This window comes from Bacillus sp. OK048 (genome assembly GCF_900103525.1).
Taxonomy (GTDB): Bacteria; Bacillota; Bacilli; order Bacillales; family Cytobacillaceae; genus Neobacillus.
Map to the genome: position 1 here is coordinate 259735 of NZ_FNHN01000008.1, position 24117 is coordinate 283851.

Below are 24117 nucleotides of genomic sequence, written 5' to 3' on the forward strand. Positions count from 1 at the left end.
AGAAGCGGGATAAAGAAATGAAAAAGATAAGTAGGTTAGAAGCGGTTTTATGGAATATTGCCTTTCCAGGATTCAGTCAACTATTAACTGGTCATTACATCAAAGGTGTTTTATTTGTTAGCTTAGAATTTCTAATGAATGTAAACAGTCGTTTTAATTCTGCCATTATGTATAGCTTTTTAGGTGAAATTGACAAAGCTGAAAGAGTAATTGATTATCAATGGCTGTTGTTTTATCCTTGTGTCTATATGTTTTCCATGTGGGATGGATACCGTACAGCAATGCCCGAAAATGAAAAGTACTCCTATTTGCCGTTTGCCTTTTGTGCCTATATGGTCACGGTTGGATTAATGGTTTCACCCAAAGTTTCTATTTTTAATATTCATCCAGGTCCAGTTTTTTTACCAATGCTGTTTTTAATTCCAGGATTACTGATTGGCTTTTTAATAAAATGGATATTGAAATCTCGGCGTTAAACGTAGCTTCGAATCAGACAATGATTTGGAGCTTTTTTGTGGAAAATTTTTTTGTGCCCCCATAAAATGCTGTTCATTATACGTAAATCTTTAGGAGGAAGAAATCTTGCCAAAACCTACAAAATCCAATCTACCATCTGTATGATATAATTGGGTTAATAGAGAGGTGAGGCAATGCTAGGTTTATTGTTTTTAACCAAAAGTAAAAAACGAACATTAGAAGAGTCGGTTCGGTTAATTCAACAAGGGGATCGCTCACTGCTAAATGAAATAATAGATGCATATAAACCATTTATTGCAAAAAATGTTTCTTCCGTTTGTAAACGATATATTTATGAAACCGACGATGAATTTAGTATTGGTCTTATTGCATTCAATGAAGCGATTGAAAAGTTTTCCCCAGAGAGAGGAAGCTCTTTACTTAGTTTTTCAGAGGTAATAATTAAAAGACGAGTAATTGATTATCTCCGGAAACAAACAAAAAACCAACATATAAGTATCGACTTAACATATTCGTCACTTGAAGAAGAGTCTGCCGGAATGGTGATCGTGAATGACCTATCATTCGAGGAATATAAGAAAAAGTCAGATGAAGAATTAAGGAAAGAAGAAATTATTCAATTTCAAGAATTATTAACATCCTTTGACTTGAGCTTTAGTGATTTAGTTATCAGTTCCCCAAAACATGCAGATGCGAGAAGTAATGCAGTTATGGTAGCTAAAACATTGGTTGAAAATAGTGAGTTGAAAATTTTCTTGTTTGAAAAAAAGCGGCTACCCATTAAGCAACTTGTGGAAATGGTTGATGTTAGCAGAAAGACAATTGAACGAAACCGTAAATATATTATTGCCATTGCACTTATATTATCTAGTGATTATTTATATTTAAATGATTATTTAAAGGGGATGCTTGAGACATGAAAAAGGGAATTGTAATGGAAGTGGATGATCCTTTTTTGACTTTATTAACCCCAGATGGAGAATTTTTACGTGCCCGCAAACAGGATAGGCTCTATATAGTAGGAGAAGAAATTGACTTTATTCCGGTAATGGATTCTAACAGCAGTAAATATCCAATTCCATTCAAAAACATTTTTAAACGTAAAAGTATCTGGATGTCAGTAGCTGGTTTGCTGGTTTGTTTTGCTTCTATTTTTCCAATCTACCAAAGTAATAAGGCATATGCCTACATGTCTATTGGTGCGGATACAAGTATTGAATTAGGGCTAAATAAAAAGATGCAGGTTGTGGAATTAAAGGGTTTTAATCAAGAAGCAGAAGATATCATTAGCCAGATTGACAATTGGAAAAAAAAGGATGCTGCCGAGATAACTACTATCATTCTGACAGAATTAAAAGATGAAGGTTTGCTTGCACCAGCCGAACCTGTAGTCATTTCAACGGTAAAGACGGAGCAGCTTAAAGAAGATGCATTGACTAAACTTGAGGAAAATATCAATAAAATAAAGAAAACTGCGGATAAACAGGTAGAGGTGAACCAATATACAACCACCAAAGCAGAAGTGGAAAAAGCTGAGAGTTTAGGTGTTTCTAAAGGAATTTATCATAAAAAGAAAAATGATACTGCAAAAAGCAAAGAAAAATTGAAATCGGCAGAAAAGGAACTAAAGAAAAGTACTTCTCCTCAACCATCAACATCACCTTCAACTTTGCCTCCAGGTCAGGCAAAGAAAATAGATGAAACTATCAACAATCATAATAAGCAGGTTCAAATTGATAATGGGAAAAAACTAAATAATAATCACCAAATTAATAACAGTGAAAATAAGAACATGAATGGTTATGAAAATAGACAAGACAAAGGAAATCAGGCAGCAACCGAATCAATTAAAAAAAATAATGGGGTGCAGAACCGCACTGAAAAACAAAATAATCATGATAATAAGTCTGTGGAGGAAAATAACTCAAATAATCATGATAATCGGTCACAAAAAAATAACTCAAATAATCATGATAATCGATCACAAGAGAAAAATAACTCAAATAATCATGATAATCGGTCACAAAAAAATAACTCGAATAATTATGATAATCGATCACAAGAGAAAAATAACTCAAATAATCATGATAATCGATCACAACAGAAAAATAATTCGAATAATCAAGAAAAACATTGGAATAAATAAGTCCGGCAAATTTGCCGGACTTTTTCCATGTTATTAGGTTGTTATTGTTGTTGACCTGCCATTTGAGCTTGAGCCTGTTTAACTAACCGCTTTGTAATTTCGCCGCCAACTGAACCATTGGCACGTGAAACAGTATCGGAGCCTAGATTTACACCAAACTCTTGTGCAATTTCATATTTTACCTGATCAAGGTATTGCTCTATTCCAGGAACTAATAATTTATTGCTGCTATTAGCCATTTGTTTCATCTCCTTTATCCAGTTCAGAGAAAAATCTTATCTCTGTAATGGTATTATGATTCAAATTTTTTTTTTCATAAGTGGTAATGTTTTGTGGATTTGGATATTTAATCACTGCCCTTGCTTACATCTTTATCTGGGTGCATAAACGGAAAAGCTTGAGGTTTCTTTTTACTTTCAAGTAATTCACGATTTTCTGGAGTATTCCAGCCGATGTCATTTGTAGGATGAATCCAATCGTCACCAGCCATAACTTCAGGATCAGAAGCTTCTGACCAATTTTCTAAAGGAGAGTTAGGAGAAGCATATTTACTGTCCCCAATAATGACACCGTATTTGTTTTCAAATGGAGGTTGCATTTTAATTCCTGTATCCTCAAAGCTTGGTGCATTGATCTGGTGAGGCATTGTTTCATTAATACTTAGTTTTTCAGGGGATGGTTTCTTTTTGTTTGTCAAAATTTTCACTCCTATTTTTTCTTATTTTTTGCTAGATGAACAAATTTATTTATGAAAAATAAGGAAGTGTTGAATCTCATCTTTTGAAGAAACTAATCATGTAACATCAATGAAGGGAGGAAAGAAAATGGCTAAACGAAAAGCGGAACATAATGCGGTTGAAAAGTATTCAAAAACGCCTCATAAAAATGTTCAGGAAAGCGAATTTTCAGCAGAATTCGCTGATAATAACAATGCAATTAGATTTGCAAACCGCAATTCAAAGCAAGGTGAAAAAGGAAGAAGTTAAAATAGCCGGCTCTAAGCCGGCTATTTTACACTTGTTATAAATGAATAGATTCGTGTCCCTTTGTTTGCAGGGTCAAAATAAGCTAACAAGTAGGAGGGCTGGGTTTCAATTTTTCCGGTTGATATATAAGCAGCGAGGTCGAAGTTTAGTTCTTCAATCATTGTGTGCTTATATAAATCCTTTTCATCAAGCCCTAAATCTAAATAATTCTGATCCAACAGCGATGGATTTTCAATAATTTGTTTATAGATTTCAACTCTAGTCTTCTTGTTCGTACTTTGCTCCCACCAAGGCTTTCTTGGCTTATATTTATGAGTAATTAAATAATCATATTTCATAAGAGATTTGATAGTATCAAGGTCATTTACTGCTCGACTTTCAAGAAAGTCGAATAATCTACGGAATAAATCCTCTAACTGGTGGCCAATCCTCGACCAGCCCTGCTTATCCCAAAAGGCACCAAACTCTTGGAAAAAATCAAATGGCGATGGAAACACCTTTGTTACCAAATACTCAATCGTATGGTTCATACGATGATCATTCCAATATTTTTCTAATACATCTTCCACTTGTTTGATTCTAAGAATATCATCAAAGGTTAAGACATTATTACCCAAGATTTCATAGGGGGAATGGTCCATATATACATACTCATGTTCAGCAGCACGAAGTCTTAGACCAGTGCCTCGTAGCATTTTTAAAAAACCGAGCTGAAGTTCTTCTGGGCGAAGTTCAAAAACATCATTAAATGTTTTACGAAACGACGAGTAATCTTCCTCGGGGAGACCAGCGATTAAATCTAAGTGCTGGTCAATTTTTCCGCCATCCTTCACCATCGTTACTGTTCTCGTTAATTTTGCAAAATTTTGTTTTCGCATAACAAGCTCATTTGTATAATCATTTGTTGATTGAACGCCTATTTCAAAACGGAAAAGTCCTTTTGGTGCTTCATTATTTAGAAATTCAATAACCTCTGGCCGCATGATATCAGCTGTAATTTCAAATTGAAAAACAGTCCCAGGTAGATGTTCATCAATTAAAAATCTAAACATTTCCATGGCATAGCTTCTGCTAATGTTAAAGGTCCGGTCAACAAATTTTATCGTCTTGGCACCATTTGCCATTAAATACCTGATATCATCCTTGATTTTTTCTCTGTCAAAATAGCGAACTCCGACTTCAATAGAGGAAAGACAAAATTGACAGCTAAATGGACAGCCCCTGCTTGTTTCGATATAGGTAACACGCTTGCCTAAATGATTTTTATCCTCGGCAAAGCGGTATGGAGATGGGAGTTCTTTTAGGTCGAGTTTATTCATTTGTGGGGTGACTTTTATTTGCCCATTCTCACGGAACGCAATGCCGTGGACATTATGATAGTTACTATCTCCATTCATTTCGGTAAGTAATTGCTTAAATGAATATTCACCTTCACCCATAACGATAAAGTCGACATTTGGAGCTTTTTCCATCCATTCAACCGTATCATAGGTTACTTCAGGGCCACCTAATACAATCTGAATGGATGGGTCAACCTTTTTGATCATATTAACAACTTTAAGCGTTTCTTCAATGTTCCAGATATAACAACTAAAACCAATGGTTTTTGGTTTTTGCTGATAAAGGTCAGAGACGATGTTCAAGACTGGATCCTTTATCGTATATTCCTTTAATTGTATGTTAAATTCAGGCGCAGCAAAAGCCTTTAAGTAACGAATCGCCAGGTTAGTATGTATATATTTAGCGTTTAAGGTACTGCAGATAACGTTCATAGTAAAACTCCTTTGACATGTTAACAACAATATTATATTATATCCCATTTTTGGACAAAAGGTAAACCAGATGATAATAAACATCTGTTATACCACAGTTATTTTTCTGTTATACAAAAAAACAAAGACCAAAATGTACAGAAATTAACGTTTTTTTAGATTTTTTAAAAGTGTTACATAACTTTTTTAGTGATGTTTGATTTTTATCACAGCGTAATAAAATAGATTGTCCTAAAATGAATTATGGGGAAATGATTTTTTTATGAATTCATGATGTTTTGAACAAGAAGGGGAGGACACTATGTCAATTTTACCGAAAAAAAATGAGCTGGGGTTCTTTGAGATTCGCCTAGAATCAATCGGGGGTCTTGGAGCAAACTTGGCTGGAAAAATGCTAGCAGAAGCTGGAGTATTAGGTCTTGGCTTAAATGGATCTAATTTCTCATCATATGGCTCTGAAAAGAAAGGGTCACCTGTTAAAAGTTTTATTCGCTATTGTGAACCAAATATTGAAATAAGAGATCATAGCCCAATTGAACAACCACATATTGTAGCAGTTTTTCATGAAGCACTTTATAAAACAGTTGATGTTGTCAGCGGATTGAGTGCTGATGGCATTGCTCTAGTAAATACAGTGAGAGAATTTGATGAAGTTAGACAAGATTTAAAGTTAGAATACGGCACACTTGCTATTGTAGACGCATTAACAATTGCGGTTGAGGAAAAAACAAAAGTAAACACAGCGATGTTAGGTGCATTATATCGTATTTGTGACTTCTTGGACCCAGATTCAATGCGGAAAGTTATTACCAAAACGTTTGAAAAAAAATATCCACATCTTGTTGAACCTAATATTCGCACATTCGATCGCGGCTATAATGAAGTACAATTTAAAACCTATGCCGTTCCCGAGGGCGCAGAAGGAAAAAGTTTCAGCCGTCCACTGCCACAATTAGGGTATATGACTCAAGAAATTGGCGGAGTGATGACTGCACAAGCAAATAGTATTCTAAAAGATTTAAGCGGATCAAGACAAGGATTCCTTCCACAGTTTCAGCAGGAAAAATGTATTCACTGTGCTGCGTGTGATAATGTCTGTCCTGATTATTGTTTCGTTTGGGAAGCTGGCGAAGATAAAAAGGGTAGAAAGCAAATGTTCCTCAAAGGGATTGATTACCAATATTGTAAGGGCTGTTTAAAATGTGTAGAAGCATGTCCTACTGATGCACTAGGCGATCTCCGTGAAATGATTGGCTATGCAGAAGCTAACCGTGTTAAACAGAACTTTCCGTATCTTGCAGGGGGGATATCATAATGGCAATGTTAGAAGATCAAATGACAAAAATAGCTGTTGCTGAACAGCTTTCAACCTTTGAATCAGGAAATGAAATGGCGGCAATGGCTGCTGCACAAATCAATTATCATATTATGGGGTATTTCCCTATTACACCTTCTACTGAAGTTGCCCAGTTCTTGGACCAAATGAAATCCCGCGGCGAGCATGATATTAAGTTAATTCCTGCGGATGGCGAGCATGGCTCTGCAGGTATTTGCTACGGTGCTGCTGCAACTGGTGCCAGGGTTTTCAATGCTACAAGTGCAAATGGTCTGCTCTATATGATTGAGCAGCTTCCAGTTCAAGCTGGAACTCGTTTTCCGATGGTAATGAACCTTGTAACGCGTGCAGTCAGTGGGCCACTGGATATTAGGGGGGATCACTCTGACCTCTACTATGCGTTAAACACAGGCTGGGTAATCTTAACAGCAAGAACACCTCAGGCAGTCTATGATATGAATATTATGGCGCTTAAAATTGCCGAACATTCTAAGGTCCGGTTACCAGTTATTGTGGCCTATGATGGATTCTTTACTTCCCATCAAAAGCGTCGAGTTGAATACTTTAAAGATCGGAAAGTAGTACAACAATTTGTTGGTGAATGTCCAACAGATTATCATTTTGCCAGAGATCCTAAGAAACCAGTAACAATTGGTGCCCATATGAATGGGGATGATCTTTTGAACAACCATTTCCAACAATCGGAAGCGATTTATGCTGCTGGTGAAGTATTTAAAGAGGTAGCTGCCGAATATGCACGAATTTCAGGACGTGAATATCCAGTTCTTGATTTATATAAAATGGAAGATGCAGAAGTAGCATTATTCTTATTAAACTCTGCTGCTGAATCTGCGAAAGATGTTGTTGATCAATTACGTGCTAAAGGAATCAAGGCTGGTATTATTAGTCCAAATATCATACGTCCTTTCCCTGCAAAGGAGATTCGTGAAGCTCTTAAAAATGTAAAATCATTATTAGTGGGTGAACGTGCTGATTCATATGGTGCAAATGGACCGAATTTAACACATGAAGTGAAATCTGCACTTCAAGAAGATCGCAATAATCAAACGATCGTACTTAGTCGTGTATTTGGACTTGGGGGCAAGGATTTCTACGCAAGTGATGCCGAGAAGTTTTTTGATATGACGATTGAGGCTATGGAAAAAGGCTTCGCTGAAAAGCCATTTGATTATTATGGTCATGTACCGGGTAATCCTGAAAAAATTCTTAAACCTGTGATTACACCACAGCACGGTGATGTATATAATTCTGGTTTAATTGATGTGAAAATGGATGAAGCTACCAATAAGCTAAAAGTAAAAATACCGCCGCTCCGTGCGCTTACATCGAAACCGAAGCGGATTGCTTCTGGACATGGGGCATGTCCTGGCTGTGGTATCTTTGCTGGCCTAGAATTGTTCTTTAAAGGGATAGAAGGTGACATCGTCACATTATTCCAAACAGGCTGTGCATATGTAACTACAACATCTTATCCACACAGTTCTCATAAACAAACGATGATTCATAACTTGTTCCAAAATGGTGCTGCTACCTTATCAGGAACTCTTGAAGCATTTTTAGAATTGAAGCGCCGTGGCGAAATTGAAGTTTCCGATGACGCTACGTTTGTAATGATTACCGGAGATGGCGGTATGGACATTGGAATGGGTTCTGCTATTGGTACAGCCCTTCGTGGACATAAGTTAATTATGCTTGAATACGATAATGAAGGATATATGAATACGGGTTCCCAAATGTCTTATTCAACACCGATAGGACATATGACAAGTACATCAGGAGTTGGAAAAGCACAAAAAGGAAAAGGATTCCATCATAAAGATACTGCACAAATTATGGCGGCAACCAATATTCCATACGTATTTACAGGTGCGGAAAGCCACCCTCAAGACCTAGTTAAAAAGGGTGCAAAAGCACAATGGTATGCACAAAATGTAGGCACCGTTTATGGAAAGATATTGATTACCTGTCCACTTAACTGGAAATCAGAAGATCGTTACGGAGCAACCATACTTGATGCTGCGGTAAATTCCTGTTTCTTCCCACTATATGAGGTTGAACAAGGTGTTACGAGCATTACTTACAACCCAGAAGATAAAAACAAACGAATTCCTATTTCTGAATGGCTTAAATATATGGGAAAAACAAAACATCTTCTAAAAGAAGAAAATAAAACAATCTTAGAAGAATTTGAATCAGAAGTAGAAAAAAGATGGCAGCGTCTCAAAGCAAAACACGAAAATCAATATCTATAAAATAGCAAAAGCGTGAATCAAGGGGGTTACCCGTAAAGGGATACACTCAGCAAATCTAAAAGATTGCAACAGTTTCATTTCCATGATAATCTTTGCTATAATTTTGTTTATATTGTTTTAAAGTAAAAGTAGGAGAATGCTAGATTACTAGCGAGTCTAACTGCTACTACAGTTTAGGATTATAACAAAGATTAGGAGAAGGAAGCTATGTGGTTTATTTTTGCTATTGCCGCTGCCAGTTGTTTTGGCTTAAGGGGAATTCTATATCATTGGACGTCACAAAGACCGATCAATCGTAATTTACTGCTCTTCGGTGTTTATTTATCGGGAACCATCATTACGTTGGCTGGGAATATGTTCATCGGGCAATCATGGACAACAGAGGCGTTGTTTGGAATCTTAATGGGGACATTTTCGTTTGTTGCCAACGCTTCAATGTATAAAGGGTATGCTGTCGGAAAGGCCTCCATTGTTGCTTTATTTACGGGCCTGCCTCCGTTGGTTGTTATGATTGTTGCCTACTTCCTTTGGGGTGAAGGATTAACGGGCTGGCAATTTATAGCTTTTTTCATTGTGTTGGCTGGACTGCTACTTGTCAAATATTCACAGGACTTAAAGCTAAACCAATTAAATGGAATTCAATGGGGAATTTTAACGATGCTCTTCTTTGGGTTTACGGATGTATCGGTGAAACAGGCAACCCTTTCAGGAGCGTCCACCCTCCCTGTATTAACTGTTATGTTTACAACTGGCAGTATTCTTTTCGCGATTTCATGGGCAATAACCATGCGAAAAGAAGCAGGATCCTTAAATAAGGAAAAAACACTTGAAAGGTGGAGCAAGAAAAAAACAATCGTTTGGGGAATGTTCGTAGGAATTACAAATGCCGTTGGTATGATCCTGATTTTTCCGGCATTTCGTGATGGAATTACCGGAATAGTCTCCGCAATCGTTGCCATGAATGTTGCGTTGGTAATTTTATATGCCCGTTTTTATTTGAAGGAAAATTGGAGCAAGCGTGAAATAACTGGTCTATCTATGGCTTTTCTAGGAATTCTTATCCTCCGTCTTGCCTCATAAAGCGGTCATTTGACTCGATGTTTGTCGAATACAATTAATTTAATTAAACCCAGCTAGGTGATTAGGTTCCTAGCTGGGTTTTTTTATAAATTTCCCAAGCTAAATCAAGAATATTTTTTGTCAAGTAAAAAGGATTTTAAATTATAATGTAGAATATAGGATTTATGATATTACCTTATTTTGGGTTCCATGGGGTGGGTGAAAGAAACTGGAAAAAATACTAAACCAGAACAAGGAATTGAGAGAAAGTGAACGTAAATTTCGAATAATATTTGACGAATCAATGGATGGACTAATTCTATGGAACGAAACCTATCAAATTGTGGATATCAATGGTTCAGCAGAAAGAATTTTTGGTCTCCCAAAAGAGAAGTTGCTAGGTCAATCTTTATTTGATTTATTTAATCGTCTAGAAAAGAAAAAACAGGAAATCATTAATCATATTGATTATGTAGCGAAAAATGGTAAGCAAAATTCAACAATGATCATTAAAAAGAATGATGGGAGACTGAGGCATTTTGATTACTCCACAAAGCGTGGAATTGTCGATGGGTTAAATCTTACAGTTGTTATCGATGTAACTGAAAAAGTTGAAGTGCAGGAACAGCTGCGAAAATCAGATCGTTTAAACATTATCGGGGAGCTTGCGGCGGGAATTGCTCATGAAATAAGAAATCCTATGACTGCTTTGAAGGGGTTTATCCAATTACTTGAGCCTAGTATTAGAGCTGAGCATTCTCTGTATTACGATGTCATTACTTCTGAATTAGCGAGAATGGACTCGATTATTAATGAGTTTTTAATCCTTTCAAAGCCTCAAGAAATAAGATTTCTAGAAAAAGATGTTTGTCAAATTATGCAGGAAACGATTGATTTATTAAATGCTCAAGCAGTCCTTTACAATGTACAAATCAACACTCAATTTGAAAACGATCTGCCAGTCTATTGTGATCCGAATCAATTAAAAAAAGTTTTTATAAATTTCATAAAAAATGCAATTGAAGTAATGCCTAACGGTGGGGAAATTTCTATTTCAATAAATCGAATCAATGAACAATATTTACAGATATCAATCCAAGATGAAGGAATCGGGATTCCAAAGGATAGGTTAAAAAGACTTGGAGAACCCTTTTATACCACAAAAGAAAAAGGTACGGGATTAGGTTTAATGGTCAGTTATCGAATTATTGAAGAACACAATGGGACTATACAAGTCGAAAGTGAAGAAGGAATAGGAACAAACTTTAAGCTTGTTTTACCATTAAGTAAAGAGTAAAAACCAATACTATAAAAGGAAAAAACTTTACTAAAGTGAATCAACGAACGAGTGTGATTTGTCGTAAAAACAATTTAAGTCAAGGGAAAATTGTCGAAAAATGCTTGTTTTGTCTACTTTTGCGAAAGTGTTTACTTTTACTATAAATCTTGTCATAATTCATCAAGTAAATGAATTATATAGTAGTTTAATGTAAAAGAGTAAAGAGTAGGTGGAGACTTGCAAATGTATAATAATAACACTTCAGAGATGCTTAAAGCAATAAAAACGAAACGTGCGATGATGATAAATTGTGCGAATAAGAAAGGTTTTACAAGTGAAGAGACCGTTAAATACAGTCAGGAGCTAGATATATTAATCAATGAATATCAAAAAGCTTCACAGCAGTGCTCACGTCCAAAGGAAGAAGTGAGATTTGCGTTTAATCAAATGACTTTGATTTTTCCAAAGGTATGTGATTATTTTCAGTGAGTTTTAGAATAGGATAAACCACCATTGCATCTACAGCAAAAAAACTATATGGGACAAGCCCTTGAACAATGAAAATTAAATAAAACCAATAATTGAAAAAAGTTTCAATTGCATCAGCTAGGATGACAGCATGAAGGCCTTGATTTTTGTTTGATTGACTAAAAATGGGCAGTAAAAAGGCCTTCGGGTGCAATTTGAAAAGCGATTACCAATTCCTCGTTTCTGTTAGTGAAGAATACTAGTGCTCCAGCACCAGGTGAATAAGGCAGAAAGAAAGTCCCGCAAAAAGCTTCAACTACTGAAAAAATTTCTACATAATTAGACAATAACTGTGATTTATATCATTGTTTATTTCCGAAAATTTCTTATAGTTATATTAACTGTATTATTACACTATTAACTTACAACAAGAAAATCTATAGATCTGATACTTCTAGACCTCAACCTAAAATTTATCAATTCTCATTAAAGAAATCTATCAATGTTTGGTACTATGCATGTGTTGCGATTCATATATCGTAATATGGCATTTTTTATAACCAAGTTAGGCAAGCGCTTTCAAAAACAAACAAAGCAAATATGGGGGAGGGAAATTCCTACATGCACATTGTCGTATGTGTTAAACAAGTACCAGATACAAAGATAATTAAAATTAATCCCAAAACAAACACACTTGACCGACGCAGCGCACCAGCCATTTTAAATCCTTACGATGCTCACGCTGTCCAAGAAGCAGTAGGCATTAGAGAAAAAACTGGAGGGACCATTTCGGTTTTGTCGATGGGACCACCGCAGGCAACTGCAGTTATTAAAAAAGCCATTGAAATTGGAGCTGATCAAGGATATTTGATAACGGACCGTGCATTTGCAGGGGCTGATACACTTGCAACTAGTTATGCCTTATCTAAAGCATTAGAAAAAATAAACAAAGAACTTCCGGTTGATATGGTGATTTGCGGCAAACATGCCATTGATGGCGACACTGGCCAGGTTGGACCTGGTATTGCAAGAAGAATGGATATACCGCCTATCACGAATGTAATTGAAGTATCCGAAGTGAACTTTGAAGAAAAAACGGTTTTAATCAAAAGGAAATTAACGAATGGATATGAATTAATTCAAGCGGATTTGCCCTGCTTATTGACAGTAGAAAAAGAAATTAATCACATTGAATATTCACCAATGCCGAATATGATCAAAGCAGCAAGATATGAACCAGTCATTTGGGCGGTAAATGATTTTGAAAACGTTGACAGAGCTCAGCTTGGTTTAAAAGGTTCGCCAACGATTGTTGGAAAAATGTTTACACCTCCACGGCCAGAAGGCGGAAAGAAGATAGAAGGTTCCTCTGATGAGCAGGTAAATCAACTCATGGAAATCTTGATGGAGAAAAAAGAGGTATTATCGCTACAGTCATCTAAACAGTAAGGAATATTCTTTTTGACGTTAGGAGGGGTTTACATGAATTTTAATGATTACCGTGGTGTCTGGATATTCATTGAACAAAATGCAGGTAAAATTGAAGGAGTTTCACTCGAACTACTTGGTGCAGGTCGAAAGCTTGCTGATAAATTACAAGTACCATTAGCAGGATTTTTACTTGGGAGCGGAATAAAACCATTAGCTAACCAAGTAATCGCCTATGGTGCGGATGAAGTATACCTTGTTGACCATCCAGTTTTGAAAGATTACCGGACAGAATCCTACATGAGGGGTGTCATGCAGCTCGTTCCCAAATACAAGCCAGAGATCATTCTTTACGGAGCAACACCAAATGGTAAAGATTTAGCAAGTGCTGTGGCAACGGATTTAGTAACAGGTTTGACTGCTGATACAACGATGCTCGATGTTGACGTAGATAACCGTTTACTTGAAGCCAGCCGTCCTGCCTTTGGCGGAAATATTATGGCTACGATTCTCTGTAAAAAGCATCGTCCGCAAATGGCGACTGTTAGACCGAAAGTAATGAAGGCTCTAGAGCCAGAGACAGGTAGAACAGGGAAAATTATTGAAGAAAGCATTACCCTTAAGGAAGAAGATATGCGTACAAAAGTGCTGCAAATTGTGAATGACGTAACAAAAAAGGCGAATTTAGCTGATGCACATGTTATTGTTTGCGGTGGAAAAGGAATGGGAGATGTGCAAAACTTCCAGATACTTTATGAATTAGCGGATGCGATAGGAGCAACGGTTGGTGGAACCAGAGATGTGGTTGAGGCAGGCTGGTTACCGCATGAGCTACAAATTGGCCAGACTGGTGAAACTGTAACCCCGAAAATTTATTTTGCCATTGCTCTATCTGGTGCTATTCAGCATGTAGTAGGCATGAAAAACTCTGATTTAATCATCGCTATTAATAAGGATCCAAATGCACCGATATTTGATGTAGCCACATATGGAATTGTAGGAGACGCAATGGAAATTGTCCCTAAATTAATCGAGCAATTTAAACAGCTACGAATTGAAAAAGGCGGTGAGATGAGCTATGCCAGAAAAATTTGATGTCATCGTTGTTGGGGCAGGACCAGCAGGAACATCTTGTGCACTTGTGTGTGCCCGAAACGGTTTAAACGTATTGCTTATTGAAAGAGGAGAATATCCAGGAAGTAAAAACGTAATGGGCGGTGTACTTTATCGAAAGCAAATGGAGGAGTTAATTCCAGAGTTTTGGAAAGAAGCACCACTCGAGAGACCGGTGATTGAGCAGCGATTCTGGATGATGGATACAGAGTCAGTGGTTCAATTTGGATACAAGGGGCTTGAATGGGGGGTTGAACCCTATAATAATTTTACTGTTTTACGGGCGCAATTTGATCAATGGTTTGCGAAAAAAGCAGTGGAAGCAGGTGCACTGCTAATAAATGAAACGGTCGTAACGGAGTGCATTGTTGAAAACGGAAAGGTAATTGGTGTCCGGACTGACCGGCCAAACGGAGAAGTATTTGCGGATGTAGTTGTTCTGGCTGACGGGGTAAACTCATTACTATCCAAACAGTTAGGCTTCCATAAAGAATTCCGTCCCGATGAAGTTGCGCTAACGGTAATGGAAGTTATTAATTTACCAAAAGAAAAAATTAATGATCGCTTTAATCTAGAGGATAATCAAGGTTGTACAATTGAAATATTCGGAGATTCAACAAAAGGTAACTTAGGAACTGCCTTTTTATATACGAATAAGGACAGTTTGAACATCGGAGTAGGTACCACTCTATCAAGCATGATCAAATCAAAAATGAAGCCTTATGACCTTCTAGACTATTTAAAAACACATCCTATGGTTAAACCGATGCTCGCTGGTGGAGAATCAGCAGAGTATCTTGCCCACCTCATTCCAGAGGGAGGTTATCGCTCGGTACCGAAAGTAGCTGGAAACGGTGTAGTGGTTATAGGTGACGCTGCGCAGCTTGTTAACGCCATTCATCGTGAAGGTTCGAACATGGCAATGCATTCTGGCTTACTTGCTGCTGAAACGGTAATTGAGGCGAAGCACCGTGGAGACTATTCTGAATCTAGCTTAAATATCTATCGTCAGAAACTTTATGATAGCTTCATAATCAAAGATTTAGAGAAATATAAAGATGCCGCCCACACATTTGAGAAGTATCCACAATACTTTAAAGAATATGTACCGATGATGAATAAAGCTATGAGCAAATTCTTCACAGTCGATGGAACACCAAAGCGACAGAAACAAAAAGAGATTATGAAGAGTGTAACAGCAGAAAGAGGAACGATTAAAGTAATACAAGATATCTATCGTGCTTGGAAGGCGGTGAAATAATGTCAACTAAAAATATCGAAGAAAAACAGTACCTTCTTCGTTTTAGAGCTGATACAAAGTCCCACTTAACCGTTATGGATGATGATATTTGTATGACAAAATGTCCTGATAAGATTTGCACGATTTTCTGCCCTGCTGAAGTATACAAATGGGAAGGATTACGAATGCAGGTTGGATATGAAGGCTGCCACGAATGTGGAAGCTGTCGTATCGGCTGCCCGCACCAAAACATTAAATGGGAATATCCAAAAGGCGGACATGGAATTGTCTTCCGTTTGGCATAATTACTAAAAAAGTTTTTTGTATGATCTTAAAGAGGTGGCACATCCCTTGACATGGGGTGTGCTACTTTTTGTTGTTTCACAGAATTCCTTTTGTTAGTTAAATTCAGAATATTTGTGTATAATAATATAGTATCAGGTGCTAGTATCTGATATAAATAGTTCATCCAAATAGAATACAACTGAATTTCATACAATGGGGGATAATGATGTTAACAAATGATTTGGACTTTAGGTTGGAGCCTAAACTTATAGAATTATATGAAGAACATAAAAAGCGGTCTGAAAAAATTGATTGGGGTTATCATGATTTCCTGCCGTGGGATAAAGGGGTAGATTTCCGACGCGTTCCTTGGGATGAAAGCCAGGTTACACTACCTGCTGCCCTTATTACTGCAGTTGAAACGGCCCTATTAACCGAAGTGAACTTGCCTTGGTTTACATCTCATTTAGATCAAACATTTAAAGGGTCTTTAACGGTTATTAAGGATTTTGTCCATACTTGGACTTCAGAAGAAGACCAGCATTCTAACCTCCTTGAAACGTATCTTTTACTTACACGTAATGTTGATCCTAAGCGACTCCACCAATTACACAAGCAAACGGTTGAGAATGGCTGGAATCCGGATTATCATACGCCATTTGAAACCATGGTCTATACCTCATTGCAAGAATTGGCAACAATGGTCTTTTATAATAATGTTGCAAAATCAGCTGGACCACATGATAAGGATTTAGCTAGGCTGCTACGCCGATTAGCAAAAGATGAAACGCTGCATTATGCTTTTTATCGCGATGTCATTAAATTTCATCTCCAATTGGAACCTAACTACTGTTATCATTTAGGACATGTTATTAAGAACTTCCAAATGCCGGGTACAGTGATGCCTGATTTTGAAGATCGTATGTCGATCATTGCAAAAGAGGCAAACTATGGTCCATTGGAATATTTTGATCAAGTATTAGATGTGATTGTTAACTATTGGGAGCTGGAAACATTACGGCCGATTGCACCAGAAGCAGAAAAGGCTAGACAGGACATCCTAAATTATCACAATCGGTTGAAAAGAGTAAGAGATCGTTTTTATAAAAATAAATAGGGATAATTTTCAAATCCACCATTCGTATCCATGGGTTTATTACTATATGTAGATTATTTCACAAAGGAGAGTAAAAAGAAGGTGAAGCGGAAAGGGGAATATTTTTTTAGTTAAGATATTTTCTCTTGTACTTTTAATGTGGAAAGTTGGTCTTGTTTGCTTAAGGAAGTAAAAGAACAGGCAATATCATGTGCTCTATCCATAGATTCCATACTTGGAGAGCAATAGAATGGTTTCTGCCAATTCATATCACCTTCACAATTTGACGGGTAAATACTTACTTTCCAATGATAGTAGATCTTTGTTTGAGAGAGCTGCGCTCCTTCAATTGCTATGAGCCAATGAGTGAAAGGTGAATCAATGTCATATGACTCTAATTCATTTAGAGTCAACAGATCATTTAACCCGATTGGGACTAATGCCTTTTGATAAAAGTCATGATAATTAGGTGTTTTCATGATTTTTTGCCCTCCCTTATTTGTTGTAACTATATTATATGATAGTTTTCAAGTTTTTTTGAACAAAAATGTTAAAAATTTTCGAAAATTCAACGAAATTTACATAATAAAGAAAGGATGGGCAAATGCCCATCCTTTCCTAATTCTCTTGATTCCATTTTCGGACTACTTGGTCACTTGGAAGCATGAATGCAATTAACCCTAGCAATGGTAAGAATCCTAACGAAGAGACCATAGATGATAAACTAAATAGGTCAGCTATGTATCCAAGTCCTACTGAACCGATTGCGCCCATTCCAAATGCGAGTCCCACCGTTAATCCGGACATCGTCCCGATTTTTCCTGGTACAAGTTCTTGTGCAAAAACAACGGTAACCGAAAAACTTGCCATTAAAATAAAACTTGCCACAGGAAGAAGGATAAACGCAATTGCGGAGGGTACAAATGGAATTAGTAAGGAAAATGGTGCGGTTGCCAACATGGAAACTGCAATTACTTTTTTCTTACCAAAGCGATCTGCTATTGGCCCGCCAAAGAAAGTCCCGAATGCGCCGGCAATTAAAAAGACAAATAGAAATAACTGTGATTCTTTAATGGAAAACGAATATTTTTCGATTGCATAAAATGCATAAAAATTAGTCATCCCCGAAATATACCATGACCTAACAAAAATGATCAAAAGAATGACCAGCAATGCCCGTTTTACACTTTTGGATAGACCAACCTTTTTTGCGGGTAAGATATTCTTCTTTTTAAAATACGGGAGTTCACTGGCTAATCTTTTATTATACCAATTAGCAATATAGATTAATAATAGGACTGCAATTGCTGCAACAATGGTAAACCATGATGCACCTCTTTGTCCGAGCGGAACAAGAATAAGTGCAGTTATGAGTGGAGCTAATGCTTGCCCCGTATTACCGCCTACCTGGTAAATTGATTGTGCCAGTCCTCTTCGTTTTCCTGCTGCCATATAGGCGACCCTTGAACCCTCAGGATGAAATACTGCGGACCCAAGCCCAATAAAAATGACTGAAAAAACAATTAGACCAAAGGAAGGAGCAAACGCTAATCCGAGAACACCGCCAAGTGTTAATGTAAGCCCTATTGGCAGGACATATGGCATCGGCTTTTTATCTGTTACAACACCAACCACTGGCTGGAGTACCGATGAAACCATATTTAAGGAAAAGGCAATAATTCCTAGTTGAGTAAAAGATAATCCCATCGATTTTTCTAGGATTGGAAACATTGCCGGTACCACTGATTGAATGGCATCGTTAAGTAAATGGCAAAGCCCGATGATAAAAAGAATATTAAACATTGTTTTCTCAGAAGCCTTGGTTGTGTTTGCAGACGCTGCTGCAGGTTGACTCATCATCACACCTCATTTATTTTAAATAAACTTTTAATATACCTATCTTACATAATTTTTTGAAAAATGAGAACTGGATTGTTTCGAACCTCTACCTAAATTTAATGCTGAAAGGTTTGAGAGCGAATCCAAAATACATACAGATTGATGAAATTAACCTTAAGAGCTAAATTGACACAAGTAGAAAAGTTTTTTATAATAATCTTGAAGTCGAGATAAATAGAAAAGCGGAAGCGCCTTGCTCAGCCCCGACAAGCACTGGAGGGCCTGTGGATGAAGTCATGCTTTTCGACTTCATCTGCAGGACCGAAGTGACCTCGAGGGGCTAGGCGCTGGAGCTGGACAAATTATAAAAAGGATGATTCTTATGGAAAATGATTCTGTAGCACAATCGTTGAAGCTATTTATTGTTCTTTCAAGGGCTTTTAAAGCGATTAATGAGCATGTGAATAAAGTTATTCAAGCAAGTGGATTAAACCCAACCGAATTTGCCGTATTAGAGCTTTTATTTCATAAAGGTGAACAGCCAATGCAGCAAATTGGCGGGAAAATATTACTTGCTAGCGGGAGTATCACCTATGTGGTGGATAAGCTTGAGCAAAAAGGACTGCTAACCAGAATCGCCTGTCCCAATGACAGAAGAGTTACATTTGCCCAAATCACAGATAAAGGAAAAGAATTTATTCAAGAAATTTTTCCAGAGCATGCCCAACAGATTCATACCCTAATGTCTAGTTTGACAGATTCTGAAAAACAAGAAGCGATTGATTTATTGAAGAAACTTGGATTGCCAGCAGGGAAATTTTAATACGGCTTCGGCCGTATTTTTTTTCATTAAAGGAATATGAATAGATAATGTCGAAATGATTTACTTGCAAAAATCAATTTTAAGGGGTGTACCAATGAGATTTGAAGAGTATACATATGTCCGTCCAAACCTTGATGAAGTAAAAACAAGTTTTGAGGCAGCGATTGAAAAGTTTTCAAAAGCCTCTTCTGTGGAAGAGCAAAGCTTAGCTATGAATGAAGTAAACGGAATTAGAAATGATATTGGAACCATGTTTAATCTGTGCTACATCCGCCATTCTGTGGACACAAATGATGAGTTCTATAAAGCCGAGCAAGATTATATGGATGAAGTTCAGCCGGAAATTGAAGGCTTTGTTACTAAGTATTATCACGCTCTGATAAATTCTAAGTACCGGAATGAATTAGAAGCTAAATGGGGTCAGCAATTATTTGCCCTTGCAGAAGGACAATTAAAGACCTTTAAACCGGAAATTGTTCCTTTACTACAAAAGGAAAATCGCCTTTCAACAGAATATACAAAATTAGTGGCATCTGCAAAAATTAATTTTGAAGGTGAAGAGCGAACTTTAGCACAATTAGAGCCCTTCACTGAGTCAACAGATAGAGAAATGAGAAAGCGGGCAACTGAAGCAAAGTTTGGCTTTTTAGCTAATCATGAACAAGAGTTTGATCGTATCTATGATGAACTAGTTAAAGTAAGGACGGAGATTGCTCAAGCACTAGGTTATAAAAATTTTGTTGAATTAGGTTACTATCGGATGATGAGAACAGATTATAATTCTGAGATGGTAGCGAATTTCCGCCAGCAGGTGAAGGATTTTATCGTTCCAATTGCAACGAAACTTAAAGCAAGGCAGCAGGAACGAATCGGTGTGGATCAGTTAAAATACTATGATGAAGTTTTTAACTATAAAACAGGCAATGCCGTGCCTAAGGGCAGCCCCGAATGGATAATTGAAAATGGGCAAAAAATGTATGAAGAACTATCAACAGAAACGGGAGAGTTTTTCCGATTTATGCAGGATAATAACTTAATGGATCTTGTGGCCAAAAAAGGAAAAGCTGGCGGAGGATATTGTTCATTCATTGAAAACTATAAAGCACCGTTTATCTTTTCTAATTTCAATGGCACCTCTGGAGATATTGATGTATTAACACACGAAGCAGGCCATGCATTCCAAGTTTATTCAAGTAGGAATTTTGAAATCCCAGAATATAATTGGCCGACTTATGAAGCATGTGAAATTCATTCGATGAGTATGGAATTTTTTACTTGGCCATGGATGGACTTGTTTTTTAAGGAAGATACAGATAAGTATAAATACTCCCATTTAAGTTCAGCCTTATTATTTTTACCATATGGGGTTTCTGTTGATGAATTCCAACATTGGGTATATGAAAATTACGAAGCAACACCACAGGAGAGAAAACAGGCGTGGCGCAAAATTGAGAAAAAGTATCTACCGCATAAGGATTATGATGGGAATTCTTATTTAGAAAATGGCGGTTTCTGGCAGCGCCAGGGACATATTTTTAACTCACCTTTCTATTATATTGATTACACTTTAGCCCAAATTTGTGCCTTCCAATTTTGGAAACGTTCTAGAGAAAACCAAGAAGAGGCTTGGGCTGATTACGTTAGTCTTTGTAAACTTGGCGGCAGCATGTCGTTTACAAAGCTAGTAAAAGAAGCAAATCTGATTTCACCTTTTGAAGATGGCTGCGTACGATCAGTAGTGGGTGAAATTGAAGCCTGGTTAAACACAGTAGAAGATCAAAAGTTATAAAAAATTCTCATGAATTGTGGTCATCATCGGGATGATGATGACCATTTTTACGATTTTTCGATGCGTTTTGGTTGTCATCAAGGTTATGATGATCATTTTTGAACTTTTATTGATTTGCATATGTAAATTTTTTTTATTACTAAATTGACGGATTGGAAAAAAGCTCGTCTTTGTTTGTCCTCTTGCTCATATATTGAATTTGAGGGGGAGATGAGGTGAAAAAGAATTGGTCAGCAGCTTTTCAAATCGCCGCAGTATACGTGGGTACGGTTGTTGGTGCGGGATTTGCAACAGGAAGAGAGATCGTTGAGTTTTTCTCTCGGTTTGGCTTCATTGGCTTTTTAAGCATATTACTGAGTGGCTGCCTCCTTATCCTGTTAGGATCAAAGTTGATGAGAATAGCTGCTCGAATTAATGCGGTTTCATACCAGGAATTTAATGTACACTTGTTTGGGAAATGGGCAGGCAGGGGTATTAATATAATTATGCTTTTTATGCTTCTTGGAGTAACTGCTGTAATGCTTGCAGGAGCAGGGGCTGTATTTGAAGAACAATTAGGTCTTACAAAGAATTTAGGTATATTTATAACAATCTTTTTTTCCTTTGTAGTGATGATGGTTGGTACTAAGGGGCTATTTGCAGTGAACTCGTTCGTTGTTCCTATTATGGTTTGTTTCAGTTTAATGTTAATGACACTTTCTATCAAACAACCCGATTTCATCAATCACTTATTATTTATCCCACATGCGGAAGATGGATGGAAAAGCATAGTAGCACCTTTTTCTTATACAGCATTAAACTTAGCCTTAGCACAAGCAGTGCTCGTTCCCATCGCGAATGAAATTAAGGACGATTGGACAATCAAATGGGGCGGAATCTTAGGGGGGACAGCTTTAACAGTCATTTTAATATCCAGTCATTTTACACTGATTATGCTGCCTAATCTAGAGATATATGAGATACCGATGGCAATTATTATGAAGCAAATCGCACCTTTTTTTTATTGGATTTTTGTTCTTGTTATTTATGGTGAAATTTTTACTTCAGTCATTGGGAACGTATATGGAATTGAGCGGCAGATAAGGCAAATTGTAACAGTACCTACATTTATTACAATATCAGCTATATTCATCGTTTCTTATCTCATCAGTCTGATTGACTATAGTAAGCTTTTGTCTAGTCTCTATCCATTATTTGGCTATATCAGCCTTATCTTTTTTATCCTTTTATGGATGAAGCCATTAAAAAATGATCGCAATAATCCTTAAAATAGGAAAAGCATCGTCTCCTACGTAGACTGATGCTTTTCCTATTTTAACGGCAAAATAATAAAAATCATGATGTCAAAAACAATATGTGAAACAATTACCAGTGGCATACTCTTTTTCCACAAGTAGAGGGCACCCCACATAAGTCCCGAGAGAAATGCGGCCAGCATTAGGATAAAGGTTCCTGAATAAATATGAACCAAAGAATATAGTAAGGCTGCCAATGTAATACTTCCTAACGGTCCGAAATAACGAAGGAGTCTTTTTTGAACAAATCCGCGCCAAAAGAGTTCTTCTCCTGGAGCTGCTACTAAAATCAATGCAAGATATTGCCAAAATAATGATGGGGCAAACCAACGGTATAGTTTCTTAATACTATTTTCAAATGGCAGGTTAAGTATATCAAAGGCTTGAACACCCAGCCAAAAAAGAGAATAGAGAAGTATTCCTGATAAAGCACCAATGAATATATAGGTAAAAAATGATGACTCATCTTCAACATCTTCTTGAAACATAGCAAAGGTGATTAATATGAGAAGCGAACCTGTAAAGATATACCAAAAAATCGCTCGATCATGGAAGGTGAAATACATGAGAGCATGGGCAAGTATATAGCCAGTAATAAGCCGCAGGTCATAGAAGCGATTCTTCAATTATTTTTCATCTCCTTCCACAATAAGACTTTTTTTGCAACAATCATTAAGATAACAGCCAACAATAAAATTTATTGTAGCAAAAATGATTTATGAAAGGAAATGTTTACAACACAATTCTACTCATAAGACTGAAAAGAAATAGGAAAAATAGTTATGTGAAAGGAAAGGAGGACAAACAATGAGCAAATCACAAAGTCAACAAGAGCGTGAATGGACCGTTCGTAAACAAGACCAAAACCCGCACGGAAAAGTAAAATCACTAAAACAGCTTTCAAAAGAAGCTGATAAGGATCGGTAATATTATTAAAATAGACTACGTTTTTATAGATTTTAACCTGTTGATTTGAGCGGAAGGCGCTCGATCCTCGAAAATGCTACCGCATTTTCTTCGTGCGGTGATTATTCGAGGAAGAAAATTCATAGTCCTGCGGGAGGACGGGGCAGTGGAGACCCCGCAGGCGCTTCAGCGCCGAGGAGGCTCCACGGACCGCCCGCGGAAAGCGTAGCGCCTCGGTACAGGCAGAGATCGCCTGTCCCTGCGATGATAATTCCTTAGTGGAGCTCAAATCAACAATCCAGTTTAAACACAGCCTTAAAAAATAGAAAAGGCAGCGACTGGCGAGACTGCTGAAAATATAGGCAATCTAAATTTACTGCAATAAAAATTAAAAAGATTAGGGATGTTTTTCAACATTCCCTAATCTTTTTTCGTGTTTTGGATTTTTAAAGGTAAAATAATGGGCTATTACTTACCCATTAACGTGATAATTCGTTTCATATTCAC

The 24117-nt window shown here is 37.0% G+C and carries 25 protein-coding genes; 18 read left to right on the plus strand and 7 right to left on the minus strand.

The window, feature by feature from the left end; all coding sequences use genetic code 11:
• Window positions 1-17: 17 nt before the first annotated feature.
• The 3 genes from BLR86_RS16525 to BLR86_RS16535 all read left to right on the plus strand — a co-directional run bounded on the left by BLR86_RS16525 (window position 18) and on the right by BLR86_RS16535 (window position 2623).
• Complete coding sequence (locus tag BLR86_RS16525) at window positions 18-476, plus strand: hypothetical protein (protein WP_090763641.1); 459 nt, start codon at window positions 18-20, stop codon at window positions 474-476.
• Between the two features lie 174 nt (window positions 477-650).
• Window positions 651-1397, plus strand: a complete 747-nt coding sequence (sigI, locus tag BLR86_RS16530; RefSeq protein WP_090763644.1) for an RNA polymerase sigma factor SigI — start codon at window positions 651-653, stop codon at window positions 1395-1397.
• A complete protein-coding gene (locus BLR86_RS16535) occupies window positions 1394-2623 on the plus strand; it encodes an anti-sigma-I factor RsgI family protein (protein WP_090763647.1) in 1230 nt (409 codons plus the stop codon). Before sigI ends, BLR86_RS16535 begins: the two co-directional genes overlap by 4 nt.
• 41 nt (window positions 2624-2664) lie before the next feature.
• On the opposite strand, the gene BLR86_RS16540 is transcribed toward BLR86_RS16535, so the two are convergent.
• Both BLR86_RS16540 and BLR86_RS16545 read right to left on the minus strand, forming a co-directional pair.
• Window positions 2665-2862 carry an alpha/beta-type small acid-soluble spore protein gene (locus BLR86_RS16540; RefSeq protein WP_090763659.1) on the minus strand — a complete coding sequence of 66 codons (198 nt, stop codon included), beginning with the start codon at window positions 2860-2862 and terminating at the stop codon, window positions 2665-2667.
• A gap of 107 nt (window positions 2863-2969) precedes the next feature.
• Window positions 2970-3320 carry a DUF3905 domain-containing protein gene (locus tag BLR86_RS16545; RefSeq protein ID WP_090763662.1) on the minus strand — a complete coding sequence of 117 codons (351 nt, stop codon included), beginning with the start codon at window positions 3318-3320 and terminating at the stop codon, window positions 2970-2972.
• Window positions 3321-3447: 127 nt separating this feature from the next.
• Between BLR86_RS16545 and BLR86_RS26165 the strand changes: the two genes are divergently transcribed.
• Window positions 3448-3609 (plus strand): hypothetical protein, encoded by a 162-nt coding sequence (locus BLR86_RS26165; RefSeq protein WP_175492927.1) that lies wholly within the window; start codon window positions 3448-3450, stop codon window positions 3607-3609.
• A gap of 20 nt (window positions 3610-3629) precedes the next feature.
• Here the strand turns inward: BLR86_RS26165 and BLR86_RS16550 are convergent, their stop codons facing one another.
• Window positions 3630-5381 (minus strand): B12-binding domain-containing radical SAM protein, encoded by a 1752-nt coding sequence (locus tag BLR86_RS16550; protein WP_090763665.1) that lies wholly within the window; start codon window positions 5379-5381, stop codon window positions 3630-3632.
• Between the two features lie 301 nt (window positions 5382-5682).
• Between BLR86_RS16550 and BLR86_RS16555 the strand changes: the two genes are divergently transcribed.
• From BLR86_RS16555 to BLR86_RS16600, 10 genes are all read left to right on the plus strand, one after another.
• On the plus strand, window positions 5683-6696 hold the full coding sequence (locus BLR86_RS16555; RefSeq protein ID WP_090763667.1) for a 2-oxoacid:acceptor oxidoreductase family protein: 1014 nt from the start codon (window positions 5683-5685) through the stop codon (window positions 6694-6696).
• A complete protein-coding gene (locus BLR86_RS16560) occupies window positions 6696-8990 on the plus strand; it encodes a thiamine pyrophosphate-dependent enzyme (protein ID WP_090763672.1) in 2295 nt (764 codons plus the stop codon). Before BLR86_RS16555 ends, BLR86_RS16560 begins: the two co-directional genes overlap by 1 nt.
• Before the next feature lie 207 nt (window positions 8991-9197).
• Complete coding sequence (locus BLR86_RS16565) at window positions 9198-10070, plus strand: EamA family transporter (RefSeq protein ID WP_090763675.1); 873 nt, start codon at window positions 9198-9200, stop codon at window positions 10068-10070.
• A gap of 238 nt (window positions 10071-10308) precedes the next feature.
• On the plus strand, window positions 10309-11346 hold the full coding sequence (locus BLR86_RS16570; protein ID WP_254782352.1) for a PAS domain-containing sensor histidine kinase: 1038 nt from the start codon (window positions 10309-10311) through the stop codon (window positions 11344-11346).
• 225 nt (window positions 11347-11571) lie between these two features.
• Complete coding sequence (locus BLR86_RS16575; RefSeq protein WP_254782353.1) at window positions 11572-11817, plus strand: aspartyl-phosphate phosphatase Spo0E family protein; 246 nt, start codon at window positions 11572-11574, stop codon at window positions 11815-11817.
• Window positions 11818-12417: 600 nt separating this feature from the next.
• Window positions 12418-13245, plus strand: a complete 828-nt coding sequence (locus BLR86_RS16580; RefSeq protein ID WP_090763683.1) for an electron transfer flavoprotein subunit beta/FixA family protein — start codon at window positions 12418-12420, stop codon at window positions 13243-13245.
• Window positions 13246-13278: 33 nt separating this feature from the next.
• Complete coding sequence (locus tag BLR86_RS16585; protein ID WP_090763692.1) at window positions 13279-14319, plus strand: electron transfer flavoprotein subunit alpha/FixB family protein; 1041 nt, start codon at window positions 13279-13281, stop codon at window positions 14317-14319.
• Window positions 14303-15598, plus strand: coding sequence for an FAD-dependent oxidoreductase (locus tag BLR86_RS16590; protein WP_090763693.1), 1296 nt, complete (start codon window positions 14303-14305; stop codon window positions 15596-15598). The genes BLR86_RS16585 and BLR86_RS16590 overlap by 17 nt, the downstream gene beginning before the upstream one ends.
• Window positions 15598-15882, plus strand: a complete 285-nt coding sequence (locus BLR86_RS16595) for a ferredoxin family protein (RefSeq protein ID WP_090763694.1) — start codon at window positions 15598-15600, stop codon at window positions 15880-15882. The genes BLR86_RS16590 and BLR86_RS16595 overlap by 1 nt, the downstream gene beginning before the upstream one ends.
• Window positions 15883-16088: 206 nt before the next feature.
• Entirely contained in the window at window positions 16089-16979 is an 891-nt protein-coding gene (locus BLR86_RS16600) for an acyl-ACP desaturase (protein WP_090763695.1), read from the plus strand.
• Between the two features lie 110 nt (window positions 16980-17089).
• Here the strand turns inward: BLR86_RS16600 and BLR86_RS16605 are convergent, their stop codons facing one another.
• Both BLR86_RS16605 and BLR86_RS16610 read right to left on the minus strand, forming a co-directional pair.
• Entirely contained in the window at window positions 17090-17437 is a 348-nt protein-coding gene (locus BLR86_RS16605) for a hypothetical protein (RefSeq protein WP_090763696.1), read from the minus strand.
• A 139-nt stretch (window positions 17438-17576) separates the two neighbouring features.
• Window positions 17577-18815: an MFS transporter gene (locus BLR86_RS16610; protein ID WP_090763697.1), complete on the minus strand. Its 1239-nt coding sequence runs from the start codon at window positions 18813-18815 to the stop codon at window positions 17577-17579.
• 364 nt (window positions 18816-19179) lie between these two features.
• On the opposite strand from BLR86_RS16610, the gene BLR86_RS16615 reads away from it, so the two are divergent.
• Both BLR86_RS16615 and BLR86_RS16620 read left to right on the plus strand, forming a co-directional pair.
• Complete coding sequence (locus BLR86_RS16615) at window positions 19180-19620, plus strand: MarR family winged helix-turn-helix transcriptional regulator (RefSeq protein WP_090763698.1); 441 nt, start codon at window positions 19180-19182, stop codon at window positions 19618-19620.
• 94 nt (window positions 19621-19714) lie between these two features.
• Window positions 19715-21409, plus strand: coding sequence for a M3 family oligoendopeptidase (locus BLR86_RS16620; RefSeq protein WP_090763699.1), 1695 nt, complete (start codon window positions 19715-19717; stop codon window positions 21407-21409).
• On the opposite strand, the gene BLR86_RS26840 is transcribed toward BLR86_RS16620, so the two are convergent.
• Window positions 21404-21529: a hypothetical protein gene (locus tag BLR86_RS26840; RefSeq protein WP_302847227.1), complete on the minus strand. Its 126-nt coding sequence runs from the start codon at window positions 21527-21529 to the stop codon at window positions 21404-21406. The genes BLR86_RS16620 and BLR86_RS26840 overlap by 6 nt on opposite strands.
• A 95-nt stretch (window positions 21530-21624) precedes the next feature.
• On the opposite strand from BLR86_RS26840, the gene BLR86_RS16625 reads away from it, so the two are divergent.
• Window positions 21625-22677 (plus strand): YkvI family membrane protein, encoded by a 1053-nt coding sequence (locus BLR86_RS16625; protein ID WP_090763701.1) that lies wholly within the window; start codon window positions 21625-21627, stop codon window positions 22675-22677.
• Window positions 22678-22718: 41 nt separating this feature from the next.
• Here the strand turns inward: BLR86_RS16625 and BLR86_RS16630 are convergent, their stop codons facing one another.
• On the minus strand, window positions 22719-23330 hold the full coding sequence (locus tag BLR86_RS16630; RefSeq protein WP_090763703.1) for a CPBP family intramembrane glutamic endopeptidase: 612 nt from the start codon (window positions 23328-23330) through the stop codon (window positions 22719-22721).
• A 181-nt stretch (window positions 23331-23511) separates the two neighbouring features.
• Here BLR86_RS16630 and BLR86_RS26650 point away from each other — a divergent pair, with 181 nt between their 5' ends.
• Window positions 23512-23631, plus strand: a complete 120-nt coding sequence (locus BLR86_RS26650; protein ID WP_254782354.1) for a DUF6254 family protein — start codon at window positions 23512-23514, stop codon at window positions 23629-23631.
• The last annotated feature ends 486 nt before the right edge of the window (window positions 23632-24117 follow it).

Coding starts and splice junctions, on each gene's coding strand:
- BLR86_RS16525 (WP_090763641.1), top strand. CDS start 18: ATGAAAAAGATAAGTAGGTTAGAAGCGGTTTTATGGAATATTGCCTTT.
- sigI (WP_090763644.1), top strand. CDS start 651: ATGCTAGGTTTATTGTTTTTAACCAAAAGTAAAAAACGAACATTAGAA.
- BLR86_RS16535 (WP_090763647.1), top strand. CDS start 1,394: ATGAAAAAGGGAATTGTAATGGAAGTGGATGATCCTTTTTTGACTTTA.
- BLR86_RS16540 (WP_090763659.1), bottom strand. CDS start 2,862: ATGGCTAATAGCAGCAATAAATTATTAGTTCCTGGAATAGAGCAATAC.
- BLR86_RS26165 (WP_175492927.1), top strand. CDS start 3,448: ATGGCTAAACGAAAAGCGGAACATAATGCGGTTGAAAAGTATTCAAAA.
- BLR86_RS16550 (WP_090763665.1), bottom strand. CDS start 5,381: ATGAACGTTATCTGCAGTACCTTAAACGCTAAATATATACATACTAAC.
- BLR86_RS16555 (WP_090763667.1), top strand. CDS start 5,683: ATGTCAATTTTACCGAAAAAAAATGAGCTGGGGTTCTTTGAGATTCGC.
- BLR86_RS16560 (WP_090763672.1), top strand. CDS start 6,696: ATGGCAATGTTAGAAGATCAAATGACAAAAATAGCTGTTGCTGAACAG.
- BLR86_RS16565 (WP_090763675.1), top strand. CDS start 9,198: ATGTGGTTTATTTTTGCTATTGCCGCTGCCAGTTGTTTTGGCTTAAGG.
- BLR86_RS16575 (WP_254782353.1), top strand. CDS start 11,572: ATGTATAATAATAACACTTCAGAGATGCTTAAAGCAATAAAAACGAAA.
- BLR86_RS16580 (WP_090763683.1), top strand. CDS start 12,418: ATGCACATTGTCGTATGTGTTAAACAAGTACCAGATACAAAGATAATT.
- BLR86_RS16585 (WP_090763692.1), top strand. CDS start 13,279: ATGAATTTTAATGATTACCGTGGTGTCTGGATATTCATTGAACAAAAT.
- BLR86_RS16590 (WP_090763693.1), top strand. CDS start 14,303: ATGCCAGAAAAATTTGATGTCATCGTTGTTGGGGCAGGACCAGCAGGA.
- BLR86_RS16595 (WP_090763694.1), top strand. CDS start 15,598: ATGTCAACTAAAAATATCGAAGAAAAACAGTACCTTCTTCGTTTTAGA.
- BLR86_RS16600 (WP_090763695.1), top strand. CDS start 16,089: ATGTTAACAAATGATTTGGACTTTAGGTTGGAGCCTAAACTTATAGAA.
- BLR86_RS16605 (WP_090763696.1), bottom strand. CDS start 17,437: ATGAAAACACCTAATTATCATGACTTTTATCAAAAGGCATTAGTCCCA.
- BLR86_RS16610 (WP_090763697.1), bottom strand. CDS start 18,815: ATGAGTCAACCTGCAGCAGCGTCTGCAAACACAACCAAGGCTTCTGAG.
- BLR86_RS16615 (WP_090763698.1), top strand. CDS start 19,180: ATGGAAAATGATTCTGTAGCACAATCGTTGAAGCTATTTATTGTTCTT.
- BLR86_RS16620 (WP_090763699.1), top strand. CDS start 19,715: ATGAGATTTGAAGAGTATACATATGTCCGTCCAAACCTTGATGAAGTA.
- BLR86_RS26840 (WP_302847227.1), bottom strand. CDS start 21,529: ATGCAAATCAATAAAAGTTCAAAAATGATCATCATAACCTTGATGACA.
- BLR86_RS26650 (WP_254782354.1), top strand. CDS start 23,512: ATGAGCAAATCACAAAGTCAACAAGAGCGTGAATGGACCGTTCGTAAA.